General features: G+C 38.7%; 24 protein-coding genes and 1 pseudogene. 10 read left to right on the forward strand and 15 right to left on the reverse strand.

Annotated features, from left to right (window positions below):
• Positions 1 to 93 precede the first annotated feature (93 nt).
• Entirely contained in the window at positions 94 to 744 is a 651-nt protein-coding gene (locus tag AAEY62_RS19150; protein WP_350635792.1) for a GIY-YIG nuclease family protein, read from the forward strand.
• A gap of 185 nt (positions 745 to 929) precedes the next feature.
• Entirely contained in the window at positions 930 to 1,268 is a 339-nt protein-coding gene (locus AAEY62_RS19155) for a hypothetical protein (protein WP_024591547.1), read from the forward strand.
• 130 nt (positions 1,269 to 1,398) lie between these two features.
• Here AAEY62_RS19155 and AAEY62_RS19160 read toward each other — a convergent pair whose 3' ends face one another.
• Together AAEY62_RS19160 and AAEY62_RS19165 are read right to left on the reverse strand one after the other, a co-directional pair.
• Positions 1,399 to 2,079 carry an SDR family oxidoreductase gene (locus AAEY62_RS19160; RefSeq protein WP_024591546.1) on the reverse strand — a complete coding sequence of 227 codons (681 nt, stop codon included), beginning with the start codon at positions 2,077 to 2,079 and terminating at the stop codon, positions 1,399 to 1,401.
• Between the two features lie 55 nt (positions 2,080 to 2,134).
• Entirely contained in the window at positions 2,135 to 3,133 is a 999-nt protein-coding gene (locus AAEY62_RS19165) for a DUF4382 domain-containing protein (protein ID WP_024591545.1), read from the reverse strand.
• A 226-nt stretch (positions 3,134 to 3,359) separates the two neighbouring features.
• Here AAEY62_RS19165 and AAEY62_RS19170 point away from each other — a divergent pair, with 226 nt between their 5' ends.
• On the forward strand, positions 3,360 to 4,214 hold the full coding sequence (locus AAEY62_RS19170; RefSeq protein ID WP_024591544.1) for a mechanosensitive ion channel family protein: 855 nt from the start codon (positions 3,360 to 3,362) through the stop codon (positions 4,212 to 4,214).
• An 87-nt stretch (positions 4,215 to 4,301) separates the two neighbouring features.
• Here the strand turns inward: AAEY62_RS19170 and astB are convergent, their stop codons facing one another.
• The 3 genes from astB to AAEY62_RS19185 all read right to left on the reverse strand — a co-directional run bounded on the left by astB (position 4,302) and on the right by AAEY62_RS19185 (position 7,880).
• A complete protein-coding gene (gene astB / locus AAEY62_RS19175; protein ID WP_004334492.1) occupies positions 4,302 to 5,648 on the reverse strand; it encodes an N-succinylarginine dihydrolase in 1,347 nt (448 codons plus the stop codon).
• A gap of 636 nt (positions 5,649 to 6,284) precedes the next feature.
• The gene (locus tag AAEY62_RS19180) at positions 6,285 to 7,400 is read right to left on the reverse strand and encodes an L-dopachrome tautomerase-related protein (protein WP_350635794.1); all 1,116 of its coding nucleotides are present in this window, start codon (positions 7,398 to 7,400) and stop codon (positions 6,285 to 6,287) included.
• A gap of 45 nt (positions 7,401 to 7,445) precedes the next feature.
• The gene (locus tag AAEY62_RS19185; protein ID WP_024608436.1) at positions 7,446 to 7,880 is read right to left on the reverse strand and encodes a MarR family winged helix-turn-helix transcriptional regulator; all 435 of its coding nucleotides are present in this window, start codon (positions 7,878 to 7,880) and stop codon (positions 7,446 to 7,448) included.
• 129 nt (positions 7,881 to 8,009) lie between these two features.
• On the opposite strand from AAEY62_RS19185, the gene AAEY62_RS19190 reads away from it, so the two are divergent.
• The 5 genes from AAEY62_RS19190 to AAEY62_RS19210 all read left to right on the forward strand — a co-directional run bounded on the left by AAEY62_RS19190 (position 8,010) and on the right by AAEY62_RS19210 (position 13,473).
• Positions 8,010 to 8,438: an organic hydroperoxide resistance protein gene (locus AAEY62_RS19190; RefSeq protein WP_024608437.1), complete on the forward strand. Its 429-nt coding sequence runs from the start codon at positions 8,010 to 8,012 to the stop codon at positions 8,436 to 8,438.
• A 164-nt stretch (positions 8,439 to 8,602) separates the two neighbouring features.
• Positions 8,603 to 8,959, forward strand: a complete 357-nt coding sequence (locus tag AAEY62_RS19195; protein WP_024591540.1) for a metalloregulator ArsR/SmtB family transcription factor — start codon at positions 8,603 to 8,605, stop codon at positions 8,957 to 8,959.
• A gap of 32 nt (positions 8,960 to 8,991) precedes the next feature.
• Positions 8,992 to 10,002, forward strand: a complete 1,011-nt coding sequence (locus AAEY62_RS19200; protein WP_350635797.1) for an ArsJ-associated glyceraldehyde-3-phosphate dehydrogenase — start codon at positions 8,992 to 8,994, stop codon at positions 10,000 to 10,002.
• A gap of 24 nt (positions 10,003 to 10,026) precedes the next feature.
• Positions 10,027 to 11,244, forward strand: coding sequence for an organoarsenical effux MFS transporter ArsJ (arsJ, locus tag AAEY62_RS19205; RefSeq protein WP_024608440.1), 1,218 nt, complete (start codon positions 10,027 to 10,029; stop codon positions 11,242 to 11,244).
• Positions 11,245 to 11,352: 108 nt separating this feature from the next.
• Positions 11,353 to 13,473: a methyl-accepting chemotaxis protein gene (locus AAEY62_RS19210; protein ID WP_350635799.1), complete on the forward strand. Its 2,121-nt coding sequence runs from the start codon at positions 11,353 to 11,355 to the stop codon at positions 13,471 to 13,473.
• A 103-nt stretch (positions 13,474 to 13,576) separates the two neighbouring features.
• Here AAEY62_RS19210 and AAEY62_RS19215 read toward each other — a convergent pair whose 3' ends face one another.
• Entirely contained in the window at positions 13,577 to 14,164 is a 588-nt protein-coding gene (locus tag AAEY62_RS19215) for a TetR/AcrR family transcriptional regulator (RefSeq protein ID WP_350635801.1), read from the reverse strand.
• A 112-nt stretch (positions 14,165 to 14,276) separates the two neighbouring features.
• Between AAEY62_RS19215 and AAEY62_RS19220 the strand changes: the two genes are divergently transcribed.
• Positions 14,277 to 14,819 carry a carboxymuconolactone decarboxylase family protein gene (locus AAEY62_RS19220; protein ID WP_350635802.1) on the forward strand — a complete coding sequence of 181 codons (543 nt, stop codon included), beginning with the start codon at positions 14,277 to 14,279 and terminating at the stop codon, positions 14,817 to 14,819.
• Positions 14,820 to 14,881: 62 nt separating this feature from the next.
• Here the strand turns inward: AAEY62_RS19220 and AAEY62_RS19225 are convergent, their stop codons facing one another.
• Positions 14,882 to 15,412: a hypothetical protein gene (locus AAEY62_RS19225; protein ID WP_024591507.1), complete on the reverse strand. Its 531-nt coding sequence runs from the start codon at positions 15,410 to 15,412 to the stop codon at positions 14,882 to 14,884.
• A 52-nt stretch (positions 15,413 to 15,464) separates the two neighbouring features.
• On the opposite strand from AAEY62_RS19225, the gene AAEY62_RS19230 reads away from it, so the two are divergent.
• Entirely contained in the window at positions 15,465 to 15,857 is a 393-nt protein-coding gene (locus AAEY62_RS19230) for a DUF1294 domain-containing protein (RefSeq protein WP_007586205.1), read from the forward strand.
• Between the two features lie 55 nt (positions 15,858 to 15,912).
• Here AAEY62_RS19230 and AAEY62_RS19235 read toward each other — a convergent pair whose 3' ends face one another.
• From AAEY62_RS19235 to AAEY62_RS19270, 8 genes and pseudogenes are all read right to left on the reverse strand, one after another.
• Complete coding sequence (locus AAEY62_RS19235; RefSeq protein WP_007586203.1) at positions 15,913 to 16,257, reverse strand: PEGA domain-containing protein; 345 nt, start codon at positions 16,255 to 16,257, stop codon at positions 15,913 to 15,915.
• Between the two features lie 219 nt (positions 16,258 to 16,476).
• On the reverse strand, positions 16,477 to 16,806 hold the full coding sequence (locus AAEY62_RS19240) for a DUF600 domain-containing protein (protein WP_350635803.1): 330 nt from the start codon (positions 16,804 to 16,806) through the stop codon (positions 16,477 to 16,479).
• Positions 16,807 to 16,827: 21 nt separating this feature from the next.
• Positions 16,828 to 17,367 (reverse strand): hypothetical protein, encoded by a 540-nt coding sequence (locus tag AAEY62_RS19245; protein ID WP_350635804.1) that lies wholly within the window; start codon positions 17,365 to 17,367, stop codon positions 16,828 to 16,830.
• Positions 17,367 to 19,277, reverse strand: coding sequence for a hypothetical protein (locus tag AAEY62_RS19250; protein ID WP_350635805.1), 1,911 nt, complete (start codon positions 19,275 to 19,277; stop codon positions 17,367 to 17,369). The genes AAEY62_RS19245 and AAEY62_RS19250 overlap by 1 nt, the downstream gene beginning before the upstream one ends.
• A 201-nt stretch (positions 19,278 to 19,478) precedes the next feature.
• A complete protein-coding gene (locus AAEY62_RS19255) occupies positions 19,479 to 19,820 on the reverse strand; it encodes an immunity protein YezG family protein (protein ID WP_024592070.1) in 342 nt (113 codons plus the stop codon).
• 32 nt (positions 19,821 to 19,852) lie between these two features.
• Complete coding sequence (locus tag AAEY62_RS19260; RefSeq protein ID WP_008170468.1) at positions 19,853 to 20,353, reverse strand: hypothetical protein; 501 nt, start codon at positions 20,351 to 20,353, stop codon at positions 19,853 to 19,855.
• Between the two features lie 32 nt (positions 20,354 to 20,385).
• The gene (locus AAEY62_RS19265; protein ID WP_008170470.1) at positions 20,386 to 21,129 is read right to left on the reverse strand and encodes an Imm49 family immunity protein; all 744 of its coding nucleotides are present in this window, start codon (positions 21,127 to 21,129) and stop codon (positions 20,386 to 20,388) included.
• Between the two features lie 10 nt (positions 21,130 to 21,139).
• Positions 21,140 to 21,781: pseudogene (locus AAEY62_RS19270) on the reverse strand (hypothetical protein); the annotation flags it as partial.

Genomic DNA, 21,781 nt, shown 5'->3' on the forward strand with positions numbered 1-21,781 from the left:
CAAAATAGGAACTCAGCTATGGTTTGTTTATCAATAAAAACAAATTTAAAAACGAGTTAATCTACAGGCTCGTTAGCACTATCAGAGGTTCTATTGAAAGTTGAGAGTATTCGAGAATGCGAAAACGGTGAGTTTGTAGCAGATATACACCTTGAAAATGGTGAGCACTATTTCACAACCGAATACTTTTCTACTTTTAAAAAAGCAGATGAATGGGTTACACCTTGGTGTGAGTGGGCGAATAAAGTTTCTTTTGGGACTATCGATAGCGTTTATTATATTATTCAGGTACCAGACTCTTGGGCTGGACCACCTAAAAATGCACACCCTTTACATGGGCTATTTATAAAGATTGGTAGATCTAAAAATGTACTCCAGCGTTTACAAAATTTACAAACTGGTACGTATGGCCAATTAATTATTGGCGCATTAGAACCAGGAGGCTCTGCTAGAGAGGCTGAATTACACCAAAAGTTTTCTCATCTAAGAAGACAAGGCGAATGGTTTTCTTGTAATGAACCTCTTTTTAAACATGTTTTTCGTACATGGTATAAAAATAAAATGCTTCCTCCTGAGCACCAAGAGAAAATGCAAATACTTGCGCAGCATAGTAATGATTACCGTATTATGCGTGATCTAATTGGTGGAGCACCTGATACAGTAAATCCATCGCTTGACGATGAATGGCACGGAACAACTTTTGTAGATCTAGTATATAGTTCTTTGGCAAAGTCGTTAAAATAGTGCTAACAAGACGATCCAATAAGGACAAAAAACAGTTAGTTTTGCTCCAGCGTGAATTACAGTGACACCCAATCTAAATCTTGTAATGCTTTAAAAACGCTTAGGGTTAATTAAAGGAGATCATTTTTTAATTGAATTTGGCTGTTGGAGTTATTTTACAGTCTCGTTAGTTGCCAAGGATAATAATGAGAACATTTCAGCTTTTAGGTTTTATACTTGCGATTGTTGGGTTTATTTTAGGCTACGTGATGCTAGCCCCAATTGATGGTGAAGCATCCGACGCTTCAGCAGGAGGTACAGGCATAGGCATTATGTTTATGGTGTTACCTATACTTGGTTGGTCTGCGTTAATATTAGTGCCCTCTTCAGTAGCATTGTTCAACCATGAAGTAAGAGAACGCACTTATTTCAGAGGCAATTTTTGGCTAAACCTCTGGAAAGTAAACCTAGTTATTTCTTTTGGATATATTGCCGTTGTACTATATTTTGCTTACATATGGTTTAAGGGCAGCATTGGCAATTAATAAGACTTTAAATGCCTAATACCTTTAATTCATTCTTACCTACTAACATCTAACCCAAGCTAAGCACTAACAACCATCAGGTTTAACACCATTAGCATTAAACCTGACAGCCCAAACTCCCTAGCCAACGTTAATTAGTTGGCATTAAATAGATTTCTCGTACGCTGTTGCGCTGGTTTGCTTCAATAGCAAACAATACCGCGTCGGCTACATCTTGCGGGTCGAGTTTGTCGGGTTTAGCTTCATCAAAAAACGGGGTGTTTACCATACCTGGTGCTATGGTTGTGCAGCGGCCGTTCCACTCACTCATTTCCTCAGCTAAGTTTTGTCCAAAGCCATAAGCAAACCATTTAGTTGCACCGTAAATAGAGCCACCAATTGGCTTACGGCCAGCGGCAGAGCTGGTTAATATAAAGTGACCTTTGTTTTGGCGTAAATGCGGCAGGGTTAATTTTGCAGTCCACAGTAGGGCTTTAATGTTTATATCGATCATGGTTGACCATTCATCTGGGTCACCTTTTTCGGTGCCTGCGGTTGAAACACCCATACCCGCGTTAGCAAAGGCTACATCTAATCGGCCAAACTTTTCAATGCCTTTGGTAACTACGTTTTCAAGCGCGGTAAAGTCGGTTGCATCTGCGGCTACGCTCAGTGCGTTATCTGATCCTAGCTCGGCAACAAGTTGGTTAAGTTGCTCTTCTCTACGGGCGGTTAATATAACTTTATGACCGTTGTTTACTAAGGTTTTTGCCGTTGCTTCACCAATGCCACTAGAAGCGCCGGTTATGAGTACTATTTTCTCTTTTGCCATGGTTTTTTCCTTATTAACAAATGAATAAAGGCGCAGCTCAATGTGCGCCATGCAGTTATTGGGCTATGTCAAAATTGACTGATAAATCGTCAGCTTGCGTTAGGCTAATTTGTTTTAGTTGATAAATATTAAAATCAGCATCTACTTGCTCTGCATCGTCTATGTGTGCGCTACACGTATAAGCAAGTTGATAGTCGCCTGGTGTTATGAATGCGAGTTCAAATTCGTATTTATTATCGTCTGCATCAAATACAACATTGGCAGTAGCTAACGGAGCGTTATCAGGCGTTTGGTCATCTATTTCATGAATATCTGTTGGGGTTTGTGCCTGCGCAGAGTAAAGGTAAACAGCATGGCCAAATGATGAATCATCAGCGGCAAGATCAATGTTGTCAGTCTCGCAATTGTTTATAAGTGTTTGGCTTACAGTGCCTTCAATATCTTGTGATTCAGAAAGGTTTTGTAAACGCACACCGCGAGGTTTTAAAAATACTTCGTTATTATTTTGTGGATCAACTAACGATTTTTTTAAATCAAACTCTAATACAAACTCGTTGTCGGTTTGATTGAGTGTAAAGCCATTTAGCTGTATTTCACCCACGCCATCATTACCTTTTCTTTTTACGATAAGCGGTGCAATGCTGCCGTCTTCGTAAACTACGTGAGATGTTAAACTAAGGTTGTTTGTGTCGCCGTTTATTACTTGCGCGCGGATCCACGAATAATCACCTGCAGGTACTTCTTGATCATCAAGTAATTGAAAAATATCGTCGCCCGTATAGTCTAGTAAGTTGACCATTTGCGCTAAGGTGGCATCGTTTTTAGAACGAGTTTCAAAGCTAACTTCTTCACCTTCTTGGGCTTTAATTGTTATTGAATCAAATACAACGTTAACTTGTTTTAAACCAGTGACTGGAGCGTCGGAAATTCCTAAGCTAAAAGTGGTTTTATCACTTGTTTGCGGTGGGGTTGTTTCAGCATCATCATTTGATGAGCCGCAGCCTGCTAAGGCAAAAATAATAGCGCTACTTAATATTGTTGATTTAAAGTTCATGGTTGTTTCCTCTTATTTGATTTGTTAAGTGTATGTATTTAACCCTTAACCTAAATTGAATTAAAAATATGAGGAGTTAGAACTTTTAACATGATGTTTTAAAACGTTTTTAATTTCATCGATTTAATTGTTTTTTACTATATACTCGCGCCACTTCTTTTGAAGTCGGTTTTATTAGATTTAACCATTATTTTGCTGAGTTTCAGCCACATTTATCGGAACAAACATGAAAGATAAACTATTAGCGTTTTGGCAAAGCCATTCAGAAACAATCATCACTTTAGGATACAAAGTGATTTTAGCGTTGGTGATTTTAGTTGCGAGTGCCTTAATTGCACGCTCGGTTAAAAAAGCGATTAAAAACTCTAAATCGCCATTAAAAAGAGTGGATAGTACGCTGCTTCCTCTTTTATCGAGTATTGCTGGTTATTTAGTTTATATAATTGGTGGGCTATTTATTTTAGATATTTTTGGCGTTAATACGGCCAGTTTAATTGCGCTAATGGGTGCTGCTGGTTTAGCGATTGGTTTAGCCCTTAAAAATACGCTGAGCAATATTGCTGCGGGTATTATGCTGCTAATACTCAGACCTTTTAAAATAGGCGACTTTGTTGATGCCAGTGGCACGCTTGGTACTGTGAGTGAAATAAACCTATTTACCACTATTTTTAAAACCACCGACGGTCTTTATATTGCATCGCCTAACGGCAAAGTATGGGGTGGCAATATTAAAAACTTTACCCGTAATGGCAAAAGACGAATGGATATAGTGGTGGGTATTTCGTATGCCGACTCTATTGACGTTGGCTTAAATGTACTTAAAGAATTAGCCGCATCAGAGAGCCGATTACTCGCAGAGCCAGCCCCTAAAGTAATGGTAACTTCAATAGGCGAAAGCGCAGTAAATATACAATTACGTGCGTGGGCTGTTAATGGTGATTATTGGCAAACTGTGTGGGATTTAAATAAACGTGTTAAAGAAGCTATTGAAGATGCTGGGCTGAGTATTCCGTTTCCGCAGCGTACGCTGCATATATCTGAGTCTATGGCGTCGGCAATAACTGTTAACAAAGATGCTTAAATATGTATTAACATAAACATAAGCACAAATAAAAATAGCGAGCCTTGGCTCTCTATTTTTGTATTAGCCTTTGTGTAGGCTGAGGGATTAACCTTCTAATTGAAAGTCGTACACTGAGCCTAAATTAAGTAGCTGCGTTAGCTCATCAAGTGCTTGGTAGCTCTCGGTGAGTAGGGCTGAGTCTGCAAAGTCACTTGCGCCTAATTTGTCGCGGTAGTTACGTTTTGCCCAGTCACACAGTTGTGTGTATTTAGTATCAGTTAAAATAACCTCTGGGTTTACTGCAGCAAGTTCTTGCTCGTTAAGGGCTACACGTAAACGCAAGCAAGCTGGGCCGCCGCCATTTTGCATACTTTGGCGTAAATCAAAAAACTGTACTTGGTTTACTGGGTTATCAGCCATAATCATTTCTTCAATGTAGGCGTTAACCGCGCTGTTGCGTTTACATTCTTGTGGTGCCACTAACAGCATTGAACCATCTTCAAGGCTCACTAGCTGGCTATTAAATAAATAACTACTTACAGCGTCGGTAATGCTTACTTTATCGGTAGGTACTTCAATAATATAAAATTCTTTATTGCCCACATACGCTTCGCGAATATCTTGCAATGCCAAAGCTTGGTTTAAAAATGCTTGCTGGTGGCACAGTAATACGTTGGCGTTACCTACTGCAATTACATCGTTATGAAACACGCCTTGGTCTATTACGTCTGGATTTTGCTGTAGTAAAATTTGGCTTGAATCTTTTAGGTTATGTAAGCGACAAATTGCTTCTGAGGCTTCGAGTGTTTGCCTTGCAGGAAACTTAGCTGGTTTTGGTAATTGGCTGTTAAACGCACTGGCACCAAATACAAACATTTCAAGGCCTTGCTCGCCGTGGCTGTCACAAAAACGAGTATGGTTTGCTGCTCCTTCGTCGCCAAAAAAGCCTTGGTCGGGCAAATGGGTATGATGCGCAAAGTATTTGTCGTTGTTAAACATCGCTTTTAATAAGCGTGTAGTGGTTGCAGGCTCTAATGAACGATGAAACTTATTATTTAAATTAGCTGAAGTAAAATGTACTTTGCCGTCGGTTGTATCTGGAGATGGCGATACCGTAGCTGCATTGGCTGTCCACATTGCTGACGCTGAATAACACGCGCGTAATAAAATAGGATCAGCTTTAAATGCTTTATGAATTACTTGTGCATCGTTACCGGTAAAGCCTAAGCGGCGCAGTACGTTTAAGTCGGGGCGCGCATGAGGGGCAAATACACCTTGAGTTAGGCCTTTGTCGTGCATGGCTTTCATTTTTTCAAGGCCTTGAAGCACTGCTTCTTGAGGATTTGAAAAGCTTGCTGCGTTATTTAACGAGGCAACATTACCATACGATAAACCAGCGTAGTTGTGAGTAGGGCCAACTAAGCCATCAAAATTAACTTCCAAAGCGTGCATACACGTTCCAACTAAAATTTTTCAATAGGGTGCAACAATACAACGCAATAGGGTTGCTTGCAAAGTTATAAACGCAGTGTTTTTACTAATTTTTTTGATGTTTTTAAATGTGGAGTTTATTACAAGGGGGTTGTTTTTATATCAGGTGGCTAATAAGTAATTAAATAAGGTTTATTCATAAATTTCATAGTGTGCAAAAGCTTAGCCTAAAGTAGGTTTATACATTTAAGCTTTATGCCAAGCCTTTACACAATACGATGCTACTTAACATAGACGCGCTCTTTGTCAGCGGTAGTGCGGGTATTTGTTGGGTCGTTAACTTGCCAAACGCTAATGTCTAAACGCCATAAAAGGTAAAGGGTATGGTATAAATTGAACATGGTTTTTCCTTGGTATTTTCACTGAACACATCAGTTTATAGGAAGAAGTATGCCAACATTAACTTGAATATTTTATGAATAGAAATCAGGTGTTTAGTATTTAAGTGTAAATACATACTTAAGGATTAGCACCAAAGAGGTGAAGTATTACTAAAAGATGCACCAACGTGGTGTGTTTTTAACAAAAAGCCCTGCAACTATTAGGTCACTTAAATGTACAAGGCTTTTTTAAAAATGTAGTCACTTAAAAAGAAAATTAGCGGCCTACTTTTCCTTTTACTAAAGGCTCGAACGACATTACTTTAAACTTACCGTGGCTTTGATTTTTGCCATTATTAAGTACAGGCGAATTATGTAAATCGTCAACGGTAAAGTATATTTTATGATCGGCTCCGTAGCTAAAGCCATCAGGCCAGCTTAAGCGTTCGTCCTTAAATAATACTTCGTAGTCGCCAGTGGGTTTAACTACGCCAATTGCGCCATTGGTTATGTCGGTTACATATATGTTACCGCCGCCATCAACAATAATACCGTCTGAAATTGGCTTAGTGCCGTAACGCGAAACTTTGTCTTCAAGTGCTTTAGCCGAAAGGCTCTCGTTATTTATATCGCTGGTGGCAATGCGGTAAACCGATGTGCCCGACATAGAGCCAAAATAAAGCCAGTCTTCGTTAGGGTCAAGCGTAATTGGGTTAACACCTAAGCGTGCTGGTTGTCCGCCAAGGCTCATTGTGCGCCCATCAATAACCATATCGATATTTTCGGCTGTGGTGTAATGGCTATTTTGTAGCACTCTGCGTGCTACACCTGTTTTAAGGTTTACCGTAATAATAGCGGCTTGGCTGCCTTGGGCTGTGTCGGCAATGTATACAACGCCATGCTTATTATCGATGACTAAATCGTTTAAAAATGAGGTGTCGGTAATGGTAGGTTTAGCCAGATAAATAATTTTATGTAGTTGCTCTTTATTTGTATCCCAACCCACTAAGCGCCCAGCGTGATCGGGCCCTGAAGTGTCGAGCATCCATAAAACGCCATCGCTTGATACGTTTATACCAAGTACATCGTAAAAACCTTTACCGTTATTGTACGCGTATGCCCATTCTTCATTAGGGTAGGGCTTAGTTGTACCATCGCTTAAAAGCTCCATAATTTTTTGCTTTTGGCCAAAAAAACCGTGCACAGATAAAAACTTTCTGCCCGATGGGGTAATAGCAATGTTACCCGGTGGGTGCTGCGCATCAAAAGTGGCTACTGTTTTTAAATCAGCATTTTGGCCAGCAGTATTAGCAGTATTGGCAGATACGGCGTTGCTACTTAAAAGTGCCGTGCTACACGCCGCAGCTAATAGTAATTTTTTAATATGAGTCATTTTTAAAACCTTTTAAAACACGTTTATTGTTTAAAAATTAAGAGCCTAATCGGCTAAGTCGTTTACTACTAAATCGAGCAGCTGCATCAACTGCTTCGCTTGTGTTGCATTTACACTATCAAATTTACATAAAATATTTTTAGGAATATCGGCTGCTTTTAACTTAAGTGATTGGCCATGCTGGGTTAGCTTCACTAGGCGTTTGCGTTTGTCGTGCTCATCTTTAATAACAGCCAGTAATGATTTTTCGCTCATTTTTTTGAGTATTTGGGTCATTGCACCGCCGTCTATCGCGGTTTTATCTATTAGCCCTGCAATTGTTATTTCGTCTTGCTCCCACAGCGCCATCATTACTACGTATTGCGGGTAAGTTAAATTTAGTTTGCTTAAAGGCTCGCGATACGCACGCGCAATGCTGTTAGATGCCATATATAACCGGTGGCATAACTGATTTTTTAACTTTAATTGCTCAAACGGCATAACGTTATCCTTTATTTCGATGCATGTTATTTTAATTTGCATGCAAAGTATTTGCAATCTCTAATTACTTGTTCTATTATTTTGCACACAAACTAAATTGATTGATGTTTTTAAACTTTGGAGTTCATTATGAATGTATTACAAAACGTAGCTTACACTGCAAAAGCAACTGCAACTGGCGGCCGTGAAGGCGTAGCTAAATCTGATGATGGTCGTTTAGATGTAAATTTATCGACACCTAAAGGTTTAGGCGGAGACGACGGACAAGGCACTAACCCAGAGCAATTATTTGCCGCAGGTTATGCAGCATGTTTTATTGGCGCACTTAAATTTGTAGCAGGTAGCGAAAAAATAGATTTACCAAGCGACACACATATTAATTCACAAGTGTCTATTGGTGCTATTGAAGGCGGTTTTGGTATTGCAGTAAAACTTGCTGTATCACTAGGTGATATGGATAAAGCTGCAGCGCAAACGCTTGTAGATAAAGCACACCAAGTATGCCCATATTCAAACGCAACACGTGGCAATATTGAAGTAGAGCTTTCAATTATTTAATAACTAAATAAAGAAAAGTTATAAAAGCACACAACGACAATTAGTCGTTGTGTGCTTTTTTGCGTTTAAGGCATAAAAATTAAATATACGATAAAACGTATATCCACTATTCCATATGTTGTTATTTTGTTTTATTGTGTATGCATAAGCACAGTGAGGACAGTATGGAACAATTCAACCCACTTCAATTTTATAAATGCCTAGCGGACGATACACGTTTAAAAGCAATGCTGCTAATTAGCCACGAAGAAGAGCTGTGTGTATGCGAGCTTGTTGCTGCACTTAAATTAAGCCAACCTAAGGTATCTCGCCATTTAGCACAGTTAAGACAATGCGGATTATTGAGCGACCGTAAACAAAATCAATGGGTGTACTACAGTATTAACAAAGCACTGCCAGAGTGGGCTAAAAATGTATTAACGCAAACGCTTACTGCTAACTCTTCATTTTATCAAAACGATTTAACGCGCTTAAACGCTATGGGTAATCGCCCTGAACGTGCAGCTAGCTGTTGTAACTAACTAATAAATTAACTTATTAAAGGTATTTAATTATGACTATTAAAGTAGGTATTAACGGTTTTGGCCGTATGGGACGTTTAACACTGCGTGCAGCAGTTGATTGGCCAGAAATAGAGTTTATTAAAGTAAATGATGTAGCGGGCGATGCTAAAACACACGCACATTTAATTGAGTTTGACTCAGTACACGGACGCTTAGCGCAGCAGGTTACTAGTGATGATAATAGCTTTAGTGTGGGTAAACACACGATTGCAGTTACCAACAACAAAACCATAAATGAAACTGATTGGTCAGATTGCGATGTCGTAATAGAAGCCAGCGGTAAAATGAAAACCACTGAGCTGTTAAATCAATATTTAGCGCAAGGTGTTAAGCGTGTTGTGGTAACAGCACCAGTAAAAGAAGACGGTATTTTAAATGTAGTAATGGGTGTAAACGATGACCTATATAACCCAAGTGAGCATAAAATTGTTACAGCTGCTTCTTGCACAACTAACTGTTTAGCGCCAATAGTAAAAGTACTGCAAGAAAAAGTAGGCATTAAACACGGCTCAATGACTACTATTCACGACATTACTAATACCCAAACGATTATAGATGCACCCCATAAAGACCTACGCCGTGCACGTTCGTGCGGTACTAGTTTAATACCAACCACAACAGGTAGTGCAACGGCTATTACGCATATTTTTCCTGAGCTTAAGGGTAAATTAAACGGCCATGCTGTGCGTGTACCTCTTACTAACGCATCCATTACTGATTGTGTTTTTGAGCTTGAACGAGGTGTTACACAAGATGAAGTAAACACGTGGTTTAAAAATGCTGCAAATAACGAGCTAAAAGACATTTTAGGCTACGAAGAAAGACCGCTTGTATCTATAGATTATAAAACAGATCCACGTAGCTGCACCATAGATGCGCTTTCAACTATGGTAATTAACAACACTCAGCTTAAATTATACGCTTGGTATGATAACGAATGGGGTTATGCAAACCGTACCGCTGAGCTAATGCTTAAAGTTGCACAAAGTGATTTGGTTTAATCTCGTTTAAAAAGGTTTAAATTCATGCTTGCGCAGTTGGCTAATTTACCAAGCTCTATAAAACAATATTTAATAATTACCGGTAATTACTGGGCATTTACCCTTACTGATGGCGCACTAAGGATGCTGGTGGTGCTGTATTTTCATCAGTTGGGTTATGGTGCATTTTCAATAGCCATGTTGTTTTTGTTTTATGAAATTTTTGGCGTAATCACCAATTTAGTAGGTGGATGGCTAGGAGCACATTTAGGGTTAAACAAAACCATGAATGTAGGGCTTGGGCTACAGCTTGTAGCTTTGGCCATGCTTTGCGTTCCTGGAGATTGGCTAACCGTTGCCTATGTTATGGCAGCGCAAGCACTGAGTGGCATAGCTAAAGACTTAAATAAAATGAGCGCAAAGAGCGCCATTAAGTATTTAGTACCACAAGACGATGCAGGGCAAAGCCAATTATATAAATGGATTGCCATACTTACAGGCTCTAAAAATGCGTTAAAAGGAGTGGGCTTTTTTTTAGGTGGCTTGCTACTTACCGTATTTGGTTTTGTGGGGGCATTAATAAGCCTAATTGCTTTACTTAGTGTTGCGTGGGTTATTAGTTTAATTTTTTTAAAAGGCGATATTGGTAAAGCTAAAAACAAACCTAAGTTTAAAGAATTATTTTCTAAATCGCGGGCAATCAACTTACTTAGTGCAGCGCGTTTATGCTTGTTTGCGGCGCGCGATGTATGGTTTGTGGTTGCATTGCCGGTTTACTTAGCCGCTCAGTTTAACTGGGATCACTGGTGGGTAAGCGGCTTTATGGCTTTGTGGGTTATTGCGTATGGATTGGTGCAGTCGCAAGCACCGCGTATAACAGGGCAAAGTGATTCAAACTCACATTCAGTCAAAAAAGCGTATTGGTGGGTTGCTCTATTAAGTGGCGTAACTGGCATTTTAGCGTTGTTGATGCAATTTGATGTAGCGGTACATTTTACGCTTGTAATCGGCTTACTTATTTTTGGTGGTGTATTTGCTGTAAATTCATCGCTGCATAGTTACTTAATAGTAAGTTTTGCTAAAAACGATGGGGTGTCGCTCGACGTTGGCTTTTATTATATGGCCAATGCGATAGGGCGTTTGCTTGGTACGGTGCTTTCTGGCTGGGTTTTTCAAGTATATGGGCTTAGTGCGTGTTTATGGGTAAGTGTATGTTTATTAATTGCAGCCTCAATTACAACGGCACGTTTGGCTAAACTTTAAAAAAACTCAACGTATTGTATTAAATTCAATTTGTTTAACGATATTCATAGCTTCATTGATTAGATCTACTAAACTGTACCAGTAGTTTTAATTTAAAGGGTGTGATGAATGCGAGAAATATCGTTAGCAAAAAAGTTACTCTGGCTAAGTGTCGGTAGTATATTTATAACTGTACTAGTGCTATCAGGCATTTTGTGGTGGCAGTTATCATCAAGTAATAAGCAGTTAGCGACCAAATCCGAAGAGTACATTATTGTAGAAGTAGAAGAAAAGCTTAATGCTCATGCGGCTGGATACGGAGAAAAAATTGCTGGCTTTATTAATGAAGCTTACCGTGTTCCTTATTCATTAGCGGCATTACTTGGCGATGCAGCAAAACAAAGCACTTTAGACCGAGATACAGTTGTCAGTATAAATAAAGCGGTTTTAGAACAAAACACTCTCTTATCATCTATTTATTCTCAATTTGAACCAAACGCTTTTGATGGACAAGATTCTCAATATCAACAAGGGTATAAGCATTCAGTAGATAGTGCTGGTACGTTAGAGGTATATATAACTCGCGATCAAAAAGGCGTCATTGAACAACAAAAAGTAGCGAATGCTGCCGATAAATATATTACCTCTTTAAATGAATTTGGTATTCGTGAAGCGCAGTGGTATTTGTGCGCAAAAGACACACTTAAGCCTTGTATTATGGAACCGTATTTATACGAAATTCCATCGGGCGATTCGGTAATGCTAACTTCGTTAACCGTGCCTATTTTAAAGTCAGGCCAGTTTATTGGTTTAGCAGGCGTTGATTTAACTCTACCAACCTTTCAAGTAATGACTGAGCAGCTTTCTAAGCAGCTTTACAATGGTCAAGCTAAAGTAACCTTGTTAAGCGATTTAGGTTTAATTGTAGGCAGCAGTCATTATAAATCTAAATTAGGGCGCCCAATTAAAGAAGCTGTTAGTTCTACTATATTTAATGATATTGAAAAGTCTAAAGGGCAAAGCGGTATTTTTAAAACAAATAGTGAATATTTAGTAAATTATCCAATTGATATAAAACTAGCAAATACTCAGTGGTCATTAATCATAGAAGTACCTACAGATCTAGCACTTGCAGGGCCTGAAGCGCTCGAAAAAAACATGCAAGAAACAGCAGCATCACTCGGGTTTATTATTTTAATTACAGGCTTAATAATTGCTGTGGTTGCTTTTGTTATTATGAAATTAGTAATTGCAGGTGTAATAGCGCCGCTACAACAAATTCAACAGCGGGTTGATAACCTCGCAAGTTCTGAGGGTGATTTAACGCATACATTGCATGTTGATAGCCACGCAGAACTTATTGCATTAGCTGGTGGGTTTAATCGATTTTTAGCAAAACTACGTGATTTAATTTCTGAACTAAAAGCGGTGTCTGAGCAAACTAAACAGCAAGGCGAAATAGCACAACACATCGCTATTGATACTAAGCATAATGTTCAATCTCAATTTCAAGAAATTGAAAGTGTGGTAACGGCTATGAACGAAATGAGCGCAACAGCACTCGAAGTAGCCAGAGCATCAGAGCAATCAGCCCAACAAGCCGATGAAATAAATAGCTTGGTAGTAAGCAGTGAGTCGAGCTTATCATCAGCGATGACACAAGTTAAAACGATGTCTGAAGAAATTAAAGAAGCCAACCAAGCAGTTGAAAAAGTAGCTTCGCGTAGTAAAGACATTACGCAAATATTAGATGTAATTCGTACTATTTCAGAACAAACAAACTTACTTGCACTTAACGCAGCCATTGAAGCTGCGCGCGCTGGTGAGCATGGGCGAGGCTTTGCCGTTGTTGCTGATGAAGTACGTGCACTTGCTTCTAAAACGCGTTCATCAACAGATGACATAAGCCAGCTAATTGATAGTTTATTATCTGAAGTAGGTAACGCATCTACCGTTATTGAAAAAGGCGTTGTACGTGCACAAAATGCCGTTGATGAAACATCAGTAGCTTTTGATGCTCTGCACAGTGTTGTCGTTAAAGTTGATGAAATAACCAATCAAATTACACATATTGCCACCGCTGCCGAAGAGCAAAGCTTAGTGACTGAAGAAATAAACCGTAATTTAACGCTTATATCTGATGCCGCATCGCAGCTTGCTGACTTATCTACACAAGCTGGGGATAGCAGCGAAGCGCTTAATGCACTTGTTGCCCAGCAAGATAATGAGCTAAATAAGCTTAAAACGTAACTTATAAATTAAGTTTTAAGCACAAAAAAATGGCCAGTTAATACTGGCCATTTTTATTTAGTAAAATAAGTATAACTTGTTGAGAATGCTCGATAACTGCTATTTATAACTTTTTAATCAACATAAACATTTGGTTGATCATTGGCTCAGCAAATTGATCTACATTAGGACGATTAAAATAACCGCGTAAACCTGTAAATTGCACCTGAAAAAAGCGCGCATATTCAACAGCGGTCAACGTATTACTTAACTCATCTTTGTTTATTGCTTGTGTAAACAACTGCGTTAAATAAGCTTCAAATTGAGCTGTTAAATCTAAGCTTAACTCGTATAGGTTTGAGTCTTTTTCTGCAAACTCGCTGTTTGCTTTAACCAGCATACAAATAGCGCTTGGGCTGCAATCTTTTGTTTTAATGACCACATTTTCAACAAATGCACGTAACCCACCAAGTACTGTATCTGCACTTGATAGAAACCCCTCTATTTGGGTTTTCATTTGTACTGTGTAATCTTTCAGCGATTCGCAGTATAGCCCTTCTTTAGAGCCAAACGCAGAGTAAATACTACCCGGGCGCATATTAACGGCTTCTTGTAAGTCACGCGTTGAGGTTGCATGAAAACCTTTTTGCCAAAATAGCTGGCTTGCAACGCGAACTACATTATCGCGTTCAAATTTAACCTTATTAGCCATATCATTCTCAATCAATTTGAACATTTGCTCAATTTTAACTTGAGCAGTCGCTCAAAATCAAATACTATGTGTCTCGAAGTTACTTAAAACTATTAATTATTAGGAGCTAACCATGGCCGAATTTACTTTATACACTCAAGAAAACGCACCAGAAGAAGCAAAACCGTTACTAGCTGATTCAGTAGCAGCATTTGGTATGCTTCCTAACTTACATGCAGTAATGGCTGAAGCACCAACATTACTTAAAGGTTACCAAGTACTGCATGAGCTGTTTCAAAAAACATCATTCAATGCAGAAGAGCTAACAGTAGTATGGCAATCAATTAACGTTGAGCACGACTGTCATTACTGTGTTCCTGCTCACAGTGGTATTGCAGCGGCAATGAAAGTTGATCAAGGTGTTGTTGATGCACTTGTAAACAAAACACCACTTGAAAACCCTAAGCTAGAAACTCTTCGTGAAACTACACTCGCAATGACACGTGAACGTGGCGTGATCAGCGATGAGCAAATCGAAAAATTCTTTGCAGCAGGTTACGGTAAGCAACAACTACTTGAAATTATTGTAGGCTTGTCTCAAAAAGTAATGAGCAACTACACTAATCACCTTGCTGATACACCAGTAGACGCTGCATTTAAAAAATATGTAAAATAAATACGATTTTATAAATGACAAAAGGCAGCCTAGGCTGCCTTTTTTGTGTTTATAAATCGCGGCTATTTAAATTTAACCGTTTTTGTACTGCGTGTATAACTTCTGCTTTCGGGCTTAGTCCATTCACCCTTTTTAAGATAAGAGGTCGATACAATAAACTTATCGTCTTTTAAATCACTAGTAGATTTAACCTTAGTCACTCCCTCTTTACTGCCTGTTACTTCCTCATAGGCTACAAACTGAGTAGGGCTTAATACCGTTATTGTGCCTTTAGTGTAAAATCCTGCCGTAGTGAAATAATAAAATACGAGTGACTTCTTTTTGCTATCATAAAAAATCATCGACTCACCGCCATACTCACCCTCGTTAATCGAGTGCATGGTACGAATAGCTTTACCGTTTAAAGCGCGTTCCCAACGGCCAACATCTTGTATTTTTTTAGCGCCTTCTGGTACTTTAAAGTCTGCTTGCCACGTTCCTAAGTAAGGTTTAAACACTTCTAGCTCTTTATCAAGGTTACTGGCAGTTTCATTAGCAAAGCTACTAAATGTGCATAAACATAATGCTAAGAATAGCGATTTAAAATATGTCATAATTTGGCTCTCGTTGTTAGGCTCTTATAAGCCCAGTATAGGTGATAATTAATTGATAAAGAAAATATTAATCACGTTCTCATTGCTTTATTTAGCTGCCATTTGGTTAGCTTACCCGCTGCAATACTTACCTGTTTATATACCAATATATGTACCTGGTTATATAAGTGTATTAAGTGCTATAACTTTTTTAATGTACGCGTGGGATAAGCGACAAGCTAAGCGTTCTTCACATACAAAAGTAAACCGCACGCCAGAGCGTACACTGCAACTACTTGCATTATTTGGAGGATGGCCGGGGGCATTACTTGCTCAACAATTACTTCGTCATAAATCGCAAAAGCGACGTTTTATTATTGTGTTGTGGTTATGTATTTTAATTAATGTTGGTAGTTATTTCGCAGTAGGATATTTGTGGCTTTATGAAGGATTTAATATGCCTTAGGCCAGTTATTAAATTAACCAGGCTAAGGCATATAAACTAAAACGTACTGAGAAGCTTATTGAGCCGATTGGCTTGCTTCCATTGTATCGAGTTCAACAGTTAGTATTGTTTTTTTATCAACTGAAACCCATTTTCTGTAAGTAAGGTATCCTGCTTTGCTTACTTCAATATCGTATTTACCTTCTTTAAGCTCAATACCAGCTTTGTAAACAGGGTTGATATTCATAATACGAACGCGAGCATCAGCAGGGTTAGTAATAACTGTTAATGAAATTGGTGCAGCTACTTCGTTAATCTCTGCAATAGGTTCTAAAACTACTTGCTCAGTTTCTTGGGCTGGAGGAGGTGTAGAACAACCGCTTAATAACAGTAAACCCAAAAGTGCGCTTAATTTTTTCATAGGTACTCCGTAAAATTATTTTAAATAATAAATGTTAAATGTCACGAAATATCATGGAGGAGTATTAATAAGTTGGGGTACCTAACTCGTCTTCCTTGACTTTCGTTTGTTTAAAAAACAAATTGGCGTACAGTTTAATATGTATCCAGCTCAGGTTCAATTATTGTTATTAATTTATAAAGTTTTAAATAAATTTAACGCTATGCTTATGCTGCTCATTTAAAGTAATAAAGTGGCTTCATCGCTATTATCGCGTTCAAAGTTTAAGTTGAACTGACCTTGACGAGTGGTAGTAAAAATAGCGCGCTGCCAATCTTCCACTTCATTTTTAATTGCGTGGTCAAATAACGTTTTAAACAACGCTGTTATATTTTCAGATACAGCAATTGCATGCTGTGTTTCGTCGTCTGCTTTAATAAAGTGAGCTTTGCACTCAATCACATTATTATCGCAATCTAAAATAAGCTGTGCTTCAAGCCACGGAGCATCAATTTGTTGATAAAGATACTGACCTAGGTGTTGCGGGATGTTTTTAATGTCGGGTTGCATGTGCTGTCCTTAGCGTTTTATTTATGACAAATCATCAAGCGATTCGCCTGGCTTTAAATAATTCAGCAGCTCGTTTTTATCCATAGGCCCTGTAATTTCTTCATCAAGAATTTCATCATTATCCCAATAACCTGAAATGGTATAATCGATATTCGAGCCTATTTTTTTCGTTTTCATATATGTTGAATAAAAAGTATCCCAGTATTTATTATCTATTTCATGCCACCACTCACCAAAACCACCTATGTTATCAACATCGCGTGATAAGCCTCTTAAATTACCAGCAGAGCTTGCAATTCCTGTAAGGTGGCCTTTTTTAGCTTTTTCAAAGTGTTCAAGCGCATTCTGAGCGCCGCGTTTTATATTGGGAGCGCCTCGGAGTTGCCATGACTTAAAGTTGTCCATGTTTAAAGTCGGATTTTTTTGCAACTGGAGTTCAAACTCATTCATTCCGGCTTCAAGCGTTTCAACAATTTCCTGATAACTATCCACGTAAAGTTTGATGTAGTCTATTGAAGTAAACTTCCTCTCGAGGAGTGTTTTTTTTGCATTTTCATTCATTATATTGCATCCGGCCAATTTGTTAGTTTTGGTTGTATTTTGTCACCAGTGATTAAACCAGGCTTGATAAATATCTGTGTTTCAGCTCCTTTTAAATAAAAGTTATTGCCTTCAAACTCTTCATATTTCTGCCCAGCCACACCGCCAACCCATACTTTTTCATCTTGCTCTAGTATGTGTTCAATATAGTGACCATTGTCATTCCATGAATCTTTAACTGCATAATTTTCTCGCCACTGCGCTTTTGACGTAGGTAACTCAAAGGCCCAGTAGGCGCCAGAGCTTTGACGAGTTGCTTCAGATGTGCCTTCGTCAATAATACGATAAATCTTTGTTCCTTTGGGAAGTGTGTCCGCTTTTAAATCGGTGAAGTTTTCAAAATTGTCACCATATCTTAAATCCGGCCATCCTTCATCTATTTTGCCCAAGCTATTTTCATCTAGTTTCTTTAATCCTTTAAAGTCATCAGGCATTATCCCCTCATTTGCCCCAAGAGGCCTTCCATTTGGCATAAGTGTGTAACTATCAGGCCAGTCACCATTTTGTTGCCCATGGGGGTGGTGACGTTTAAAAATAATAGGTGAGCTACCAATCGCTTTTACACCATCTTTAATTTTATAAGGTAGCTCTATGTCACTGGCATCTAATTCAGCAGTTTTTGCTTTAAGAGGCTGGCCGGTATTACCTTTTACAACGCGACCTTTGGCATTATTTAATAGCGCTTCGTCAACGTAGCCTTTAATACGGTTAATGCCTTGCTGTATTCCTGAGTCTACTTTAGTTTCAAACTGTTTTAATTTAGTTAAGGTACTTTCAATAGACTTAATAGCATGATTGTCTAACATTTTGCGAATTAACCAAGAGTCTAAGATAGGCTCAAGTGCTTCTTTAATTGTGCTAATTTGATTTTTAACAGCTTTTGTTGAGTCTTGAGTGAGTTTTGACCAATCCAGATTTTTAAGAAACGCGTGTGGGTCGCCTTTACCCAGTTTTCGCAATACGGCAAAAGCTGCATCAAGTGTTGCCCCCATATTTTTTATAATGACTTTTAGAGTGCCTTTTAACGCACTACCAAGGATAGGAACTAAGCCAATAGCTGTTAAAGAAAGTGCTAACCAGCCGTCACTGTCATTGCTTTCATCATCATCACTTAAGACCATAATATTTGCGCAGATATCACGACAATCCATTAACTGATCAATAACAGGGATCATAGATATTACACTACCCACTACTATTTGGGATGTACTTGGGTTTCTATTAAAATCGCCTTGCAGCGCTCCCCAAAGCCAATTGCCTGATGTTGCGGCTACGTTATTAGCCTCATCAAGTAAAGCAGTGTTGTTAGTTTCAATCATTTTTACCGCTTGTTGCGGTGTTATTTTTCCATAAAGTGGGTTTGGCGTTGTGTTATCTTGAGGCTCATACTTGCGCGTATCTTCCCCGTAATGAATAGTAAACTGACCATTTGGTACATCGGTTAATTGGGCTATACCGTCTTCATCTAGCTGGCCTGTGCTTTGTGTTCCATCATCAAATTTAATTGTATAAGGTGCGTTTTTTACAGGGGTGCCATCTTGATAAACATAAAGTAAATCCACTACGCTTGACGTTGTTGCAGCAATACCGGAGTCATTAATGGTTATATCACTAATGCGGCTAATATTGGCAGGGCTTGCATTGCTCGGTGCCCGCGCTGTTTGTGGGCTGGTTATGTTGTAATCAACTGGGCCATCAAAGGTTATAAATGTGCCATCGAGTGTAAGTACGTTAGTGGCGGTAATATCAACATTGCCTTGACTGTCGAGTTTTATCTCGCCGCCTGCGTTGTGAATAATTAAATCGCCATTACCTGAGCCCGTAATGCTTATATTATCGTTTGTTTGTAAAAACGTAGAGCCATTAGGCACATTAAGCTTTTACTTTTTAAGCGCAGCGTCTCTAGCCCTCTTTGTGAATAATTTACTCAAAAAACATATTGCACAAAGAGAAAAGAATGAGAAGTAAATGAGGGACCCAATTTGAAATACAGCCAAAAGCTAAGGTACTAATTTTAAAAGGCTGTAGCACCAGCAAGCATCCATGTTGTTAAAGGGCGGTTAAATTATTGCTTAACGTGTTGGAACAGCGGCGATTACTTCTTCATCGTTATTATCGCGTTCAAAGTTTAAGTTAAATTGGCCTTTACGCGTCATTGTAAAAATAGCACGTTGCCAATCTTCCACTTCATTTTTAATGGCGTGGTCAAATAACGTTTTAAACAACGCTGTTATATTGTCAGATACAGCAATTGCATGCTGTGTTTCGTCATCTGCTTTAAAGTGAGCTTTGCACTCAATCACATTATTATTATCGCAATCTAAAATAAGCTGTGCTTCAAGCCACGGAGCATCAATTTGTTGATAAAGATACTGACCTAGGTGTTGCGGGATGTTTTTAATGTCGGGTTGCATTTGCTGTCCTTAGCGTTACTTTACATCATTAATCATTGCTCAATGAGTACGACGATTGATTTACCTTGCTCAGCCGCATCTCTAAAGGTTACAAAGTACTTGTCTCGAACTAGCTCATACGCTTCGGGGTTTACTTCGTCGATACCATCTTGCTCAATTTCAGCAATAATTTGCTGACCTTCCAAATTGCTAATATCGAAGTCGTATTTTTCTTCCATTATGGTATATAAATCTTTGACCATATCAGCAGGAAAAAATCCGAAAGTACCGCTAATATCAGCGTCAGGTGGTAGTAGCTTATGAGGGAAAAAGTTAAAACTAGCAATAAGTAATAAGCGGCTATTACCAGCGATGGCATCCCACAATTGCAGTGCTGGCTCAAAGCCGCGCAGGTTTATTTCGATTGACTGCCAATGAATGGCTTCTTCTTCAGTAATTTCCAGTAACTGTTGGTATTTGCTTTCATCATCACCGTTAAGCGAGGTCGGGTAACTTTCTTCGTCAATAAGTAATAAGTGAATTAAGCTGCTCATAGGTAATAGGCTCGTGTTGTGTGATTAGCGAACTAATCAATTAAAAATAAGGGTAGATAAAGTGAATTGGTTTGGCATTGCCAGCCGTGCAGGTCTTTGCCTAATTTAGCCATAGTAAGCGCATTTAAACAGATAAAGCCTTCTTCCATATCTTTGTAATCACCAAATTTGCATTCATCAGTATGCCATTTTATGGCTTTATCAATACTGGCTTGCCAAAGTGTTATATCGGCTGATGTTAAAGCAGAAATCGCTTCGATTAACGGGAGGATATACTGTAATACATCTTTATCCTTGGTGTTTTTGGTTTCAAGTAAGGCGGCATCAATATCGCTTTGCTCAGGTGTGCCACCTGTAACAATATTTTTTAATAATTCAACATATTGGAGTTTGGCTTGATGTTGAACACTCGATAGTTTTATTTCACTGTGTTTAAGTTTTTCTAAAACTTCCTGCTCAGCAAAAAGAAGAACAATATTGAGATCTTGTTGAATAGTCCAATCGTTATGACTTGTTTTTAACTCAGGGTCAAAACCTCGTAAAAATGCAAAAGGTGCTGCTTTTTCGAAGTATGATTTAGTTTCAGGGAAATTTTCTAATACATAGTATGCATATGCTAATTCAATATATTTATTAGCTACCACAAAGGTGGCTTGCTGCCTCACTTCTATATAAACAGAATTGTCTAGTATTTGAGGTGTTCGCTTAGTTAAAACAATAGGAGCACGTTTAAATAGTCGCTCAAAGTCAATTTCACATTTATTTAAATTTAACATTAAAATTTCTCTACGGTAAAGGTTGTAATTTTCCACCAATTATTTTGCCGTTATCTTCAACAGCTTCGATAACTAATTTACTTATTTTTGGATCGCCATCTTCAATAGCATCGAATAAATTTTCACCTAATTGATTCTGAGCTTGGTATTTTTTAGATTTTTTCATGCTAGCCAGAGTGTTATCAATCCATTTATCAGTCATTTGATCTCCCTTTTTGGCTCCTTTAGTAAGTTTGGCACCAGGTCCTTTAGCTTCTACAATAAAGTATTCTAGCACGTTGCCGTCTTTATCACGCTTAGCCCAAACTTGGTCAAAACCGGGCCCAGGACCAAAACCTAATTCCATTTTCGCAGGTGGCGGTGGCTTAGAAAAGTGTTTTGCCATATATGCACTTGCAGCACGTTCTCCTTTAACCTCGGTCAGCTTCGCTTTAAATGCGCCAATGCGGCTACTAGAATCTTTATCATTAATAGCTTTGGCTAGTTTTTTCTTATATGCCGTTTCATAGTCCGCTAGGTTTTTGTAATGGGCATCAAGAGCAGGGTTTCTTACTAACTTAAGTGCTGACACTTGCGTTGTTACGCCTCGATTGGTACCTGGTTGTAATGCCGCATCGGGCTTGTCAATGCGCTCAATTAATTTAGGTTGCTC

Origin of the sequence: Pseudoalteromonas sp. GW168-MNA-CIBAN-0100, assembly GCF_040309225.1 — a bacterium.
GTDB lineage: Bacteria > Pseudomonadota > Gammaproteobacteria > Enterobacterales > Alteromonadaceae > Pseudoalteromonas > Pseudoalteromonas arctica.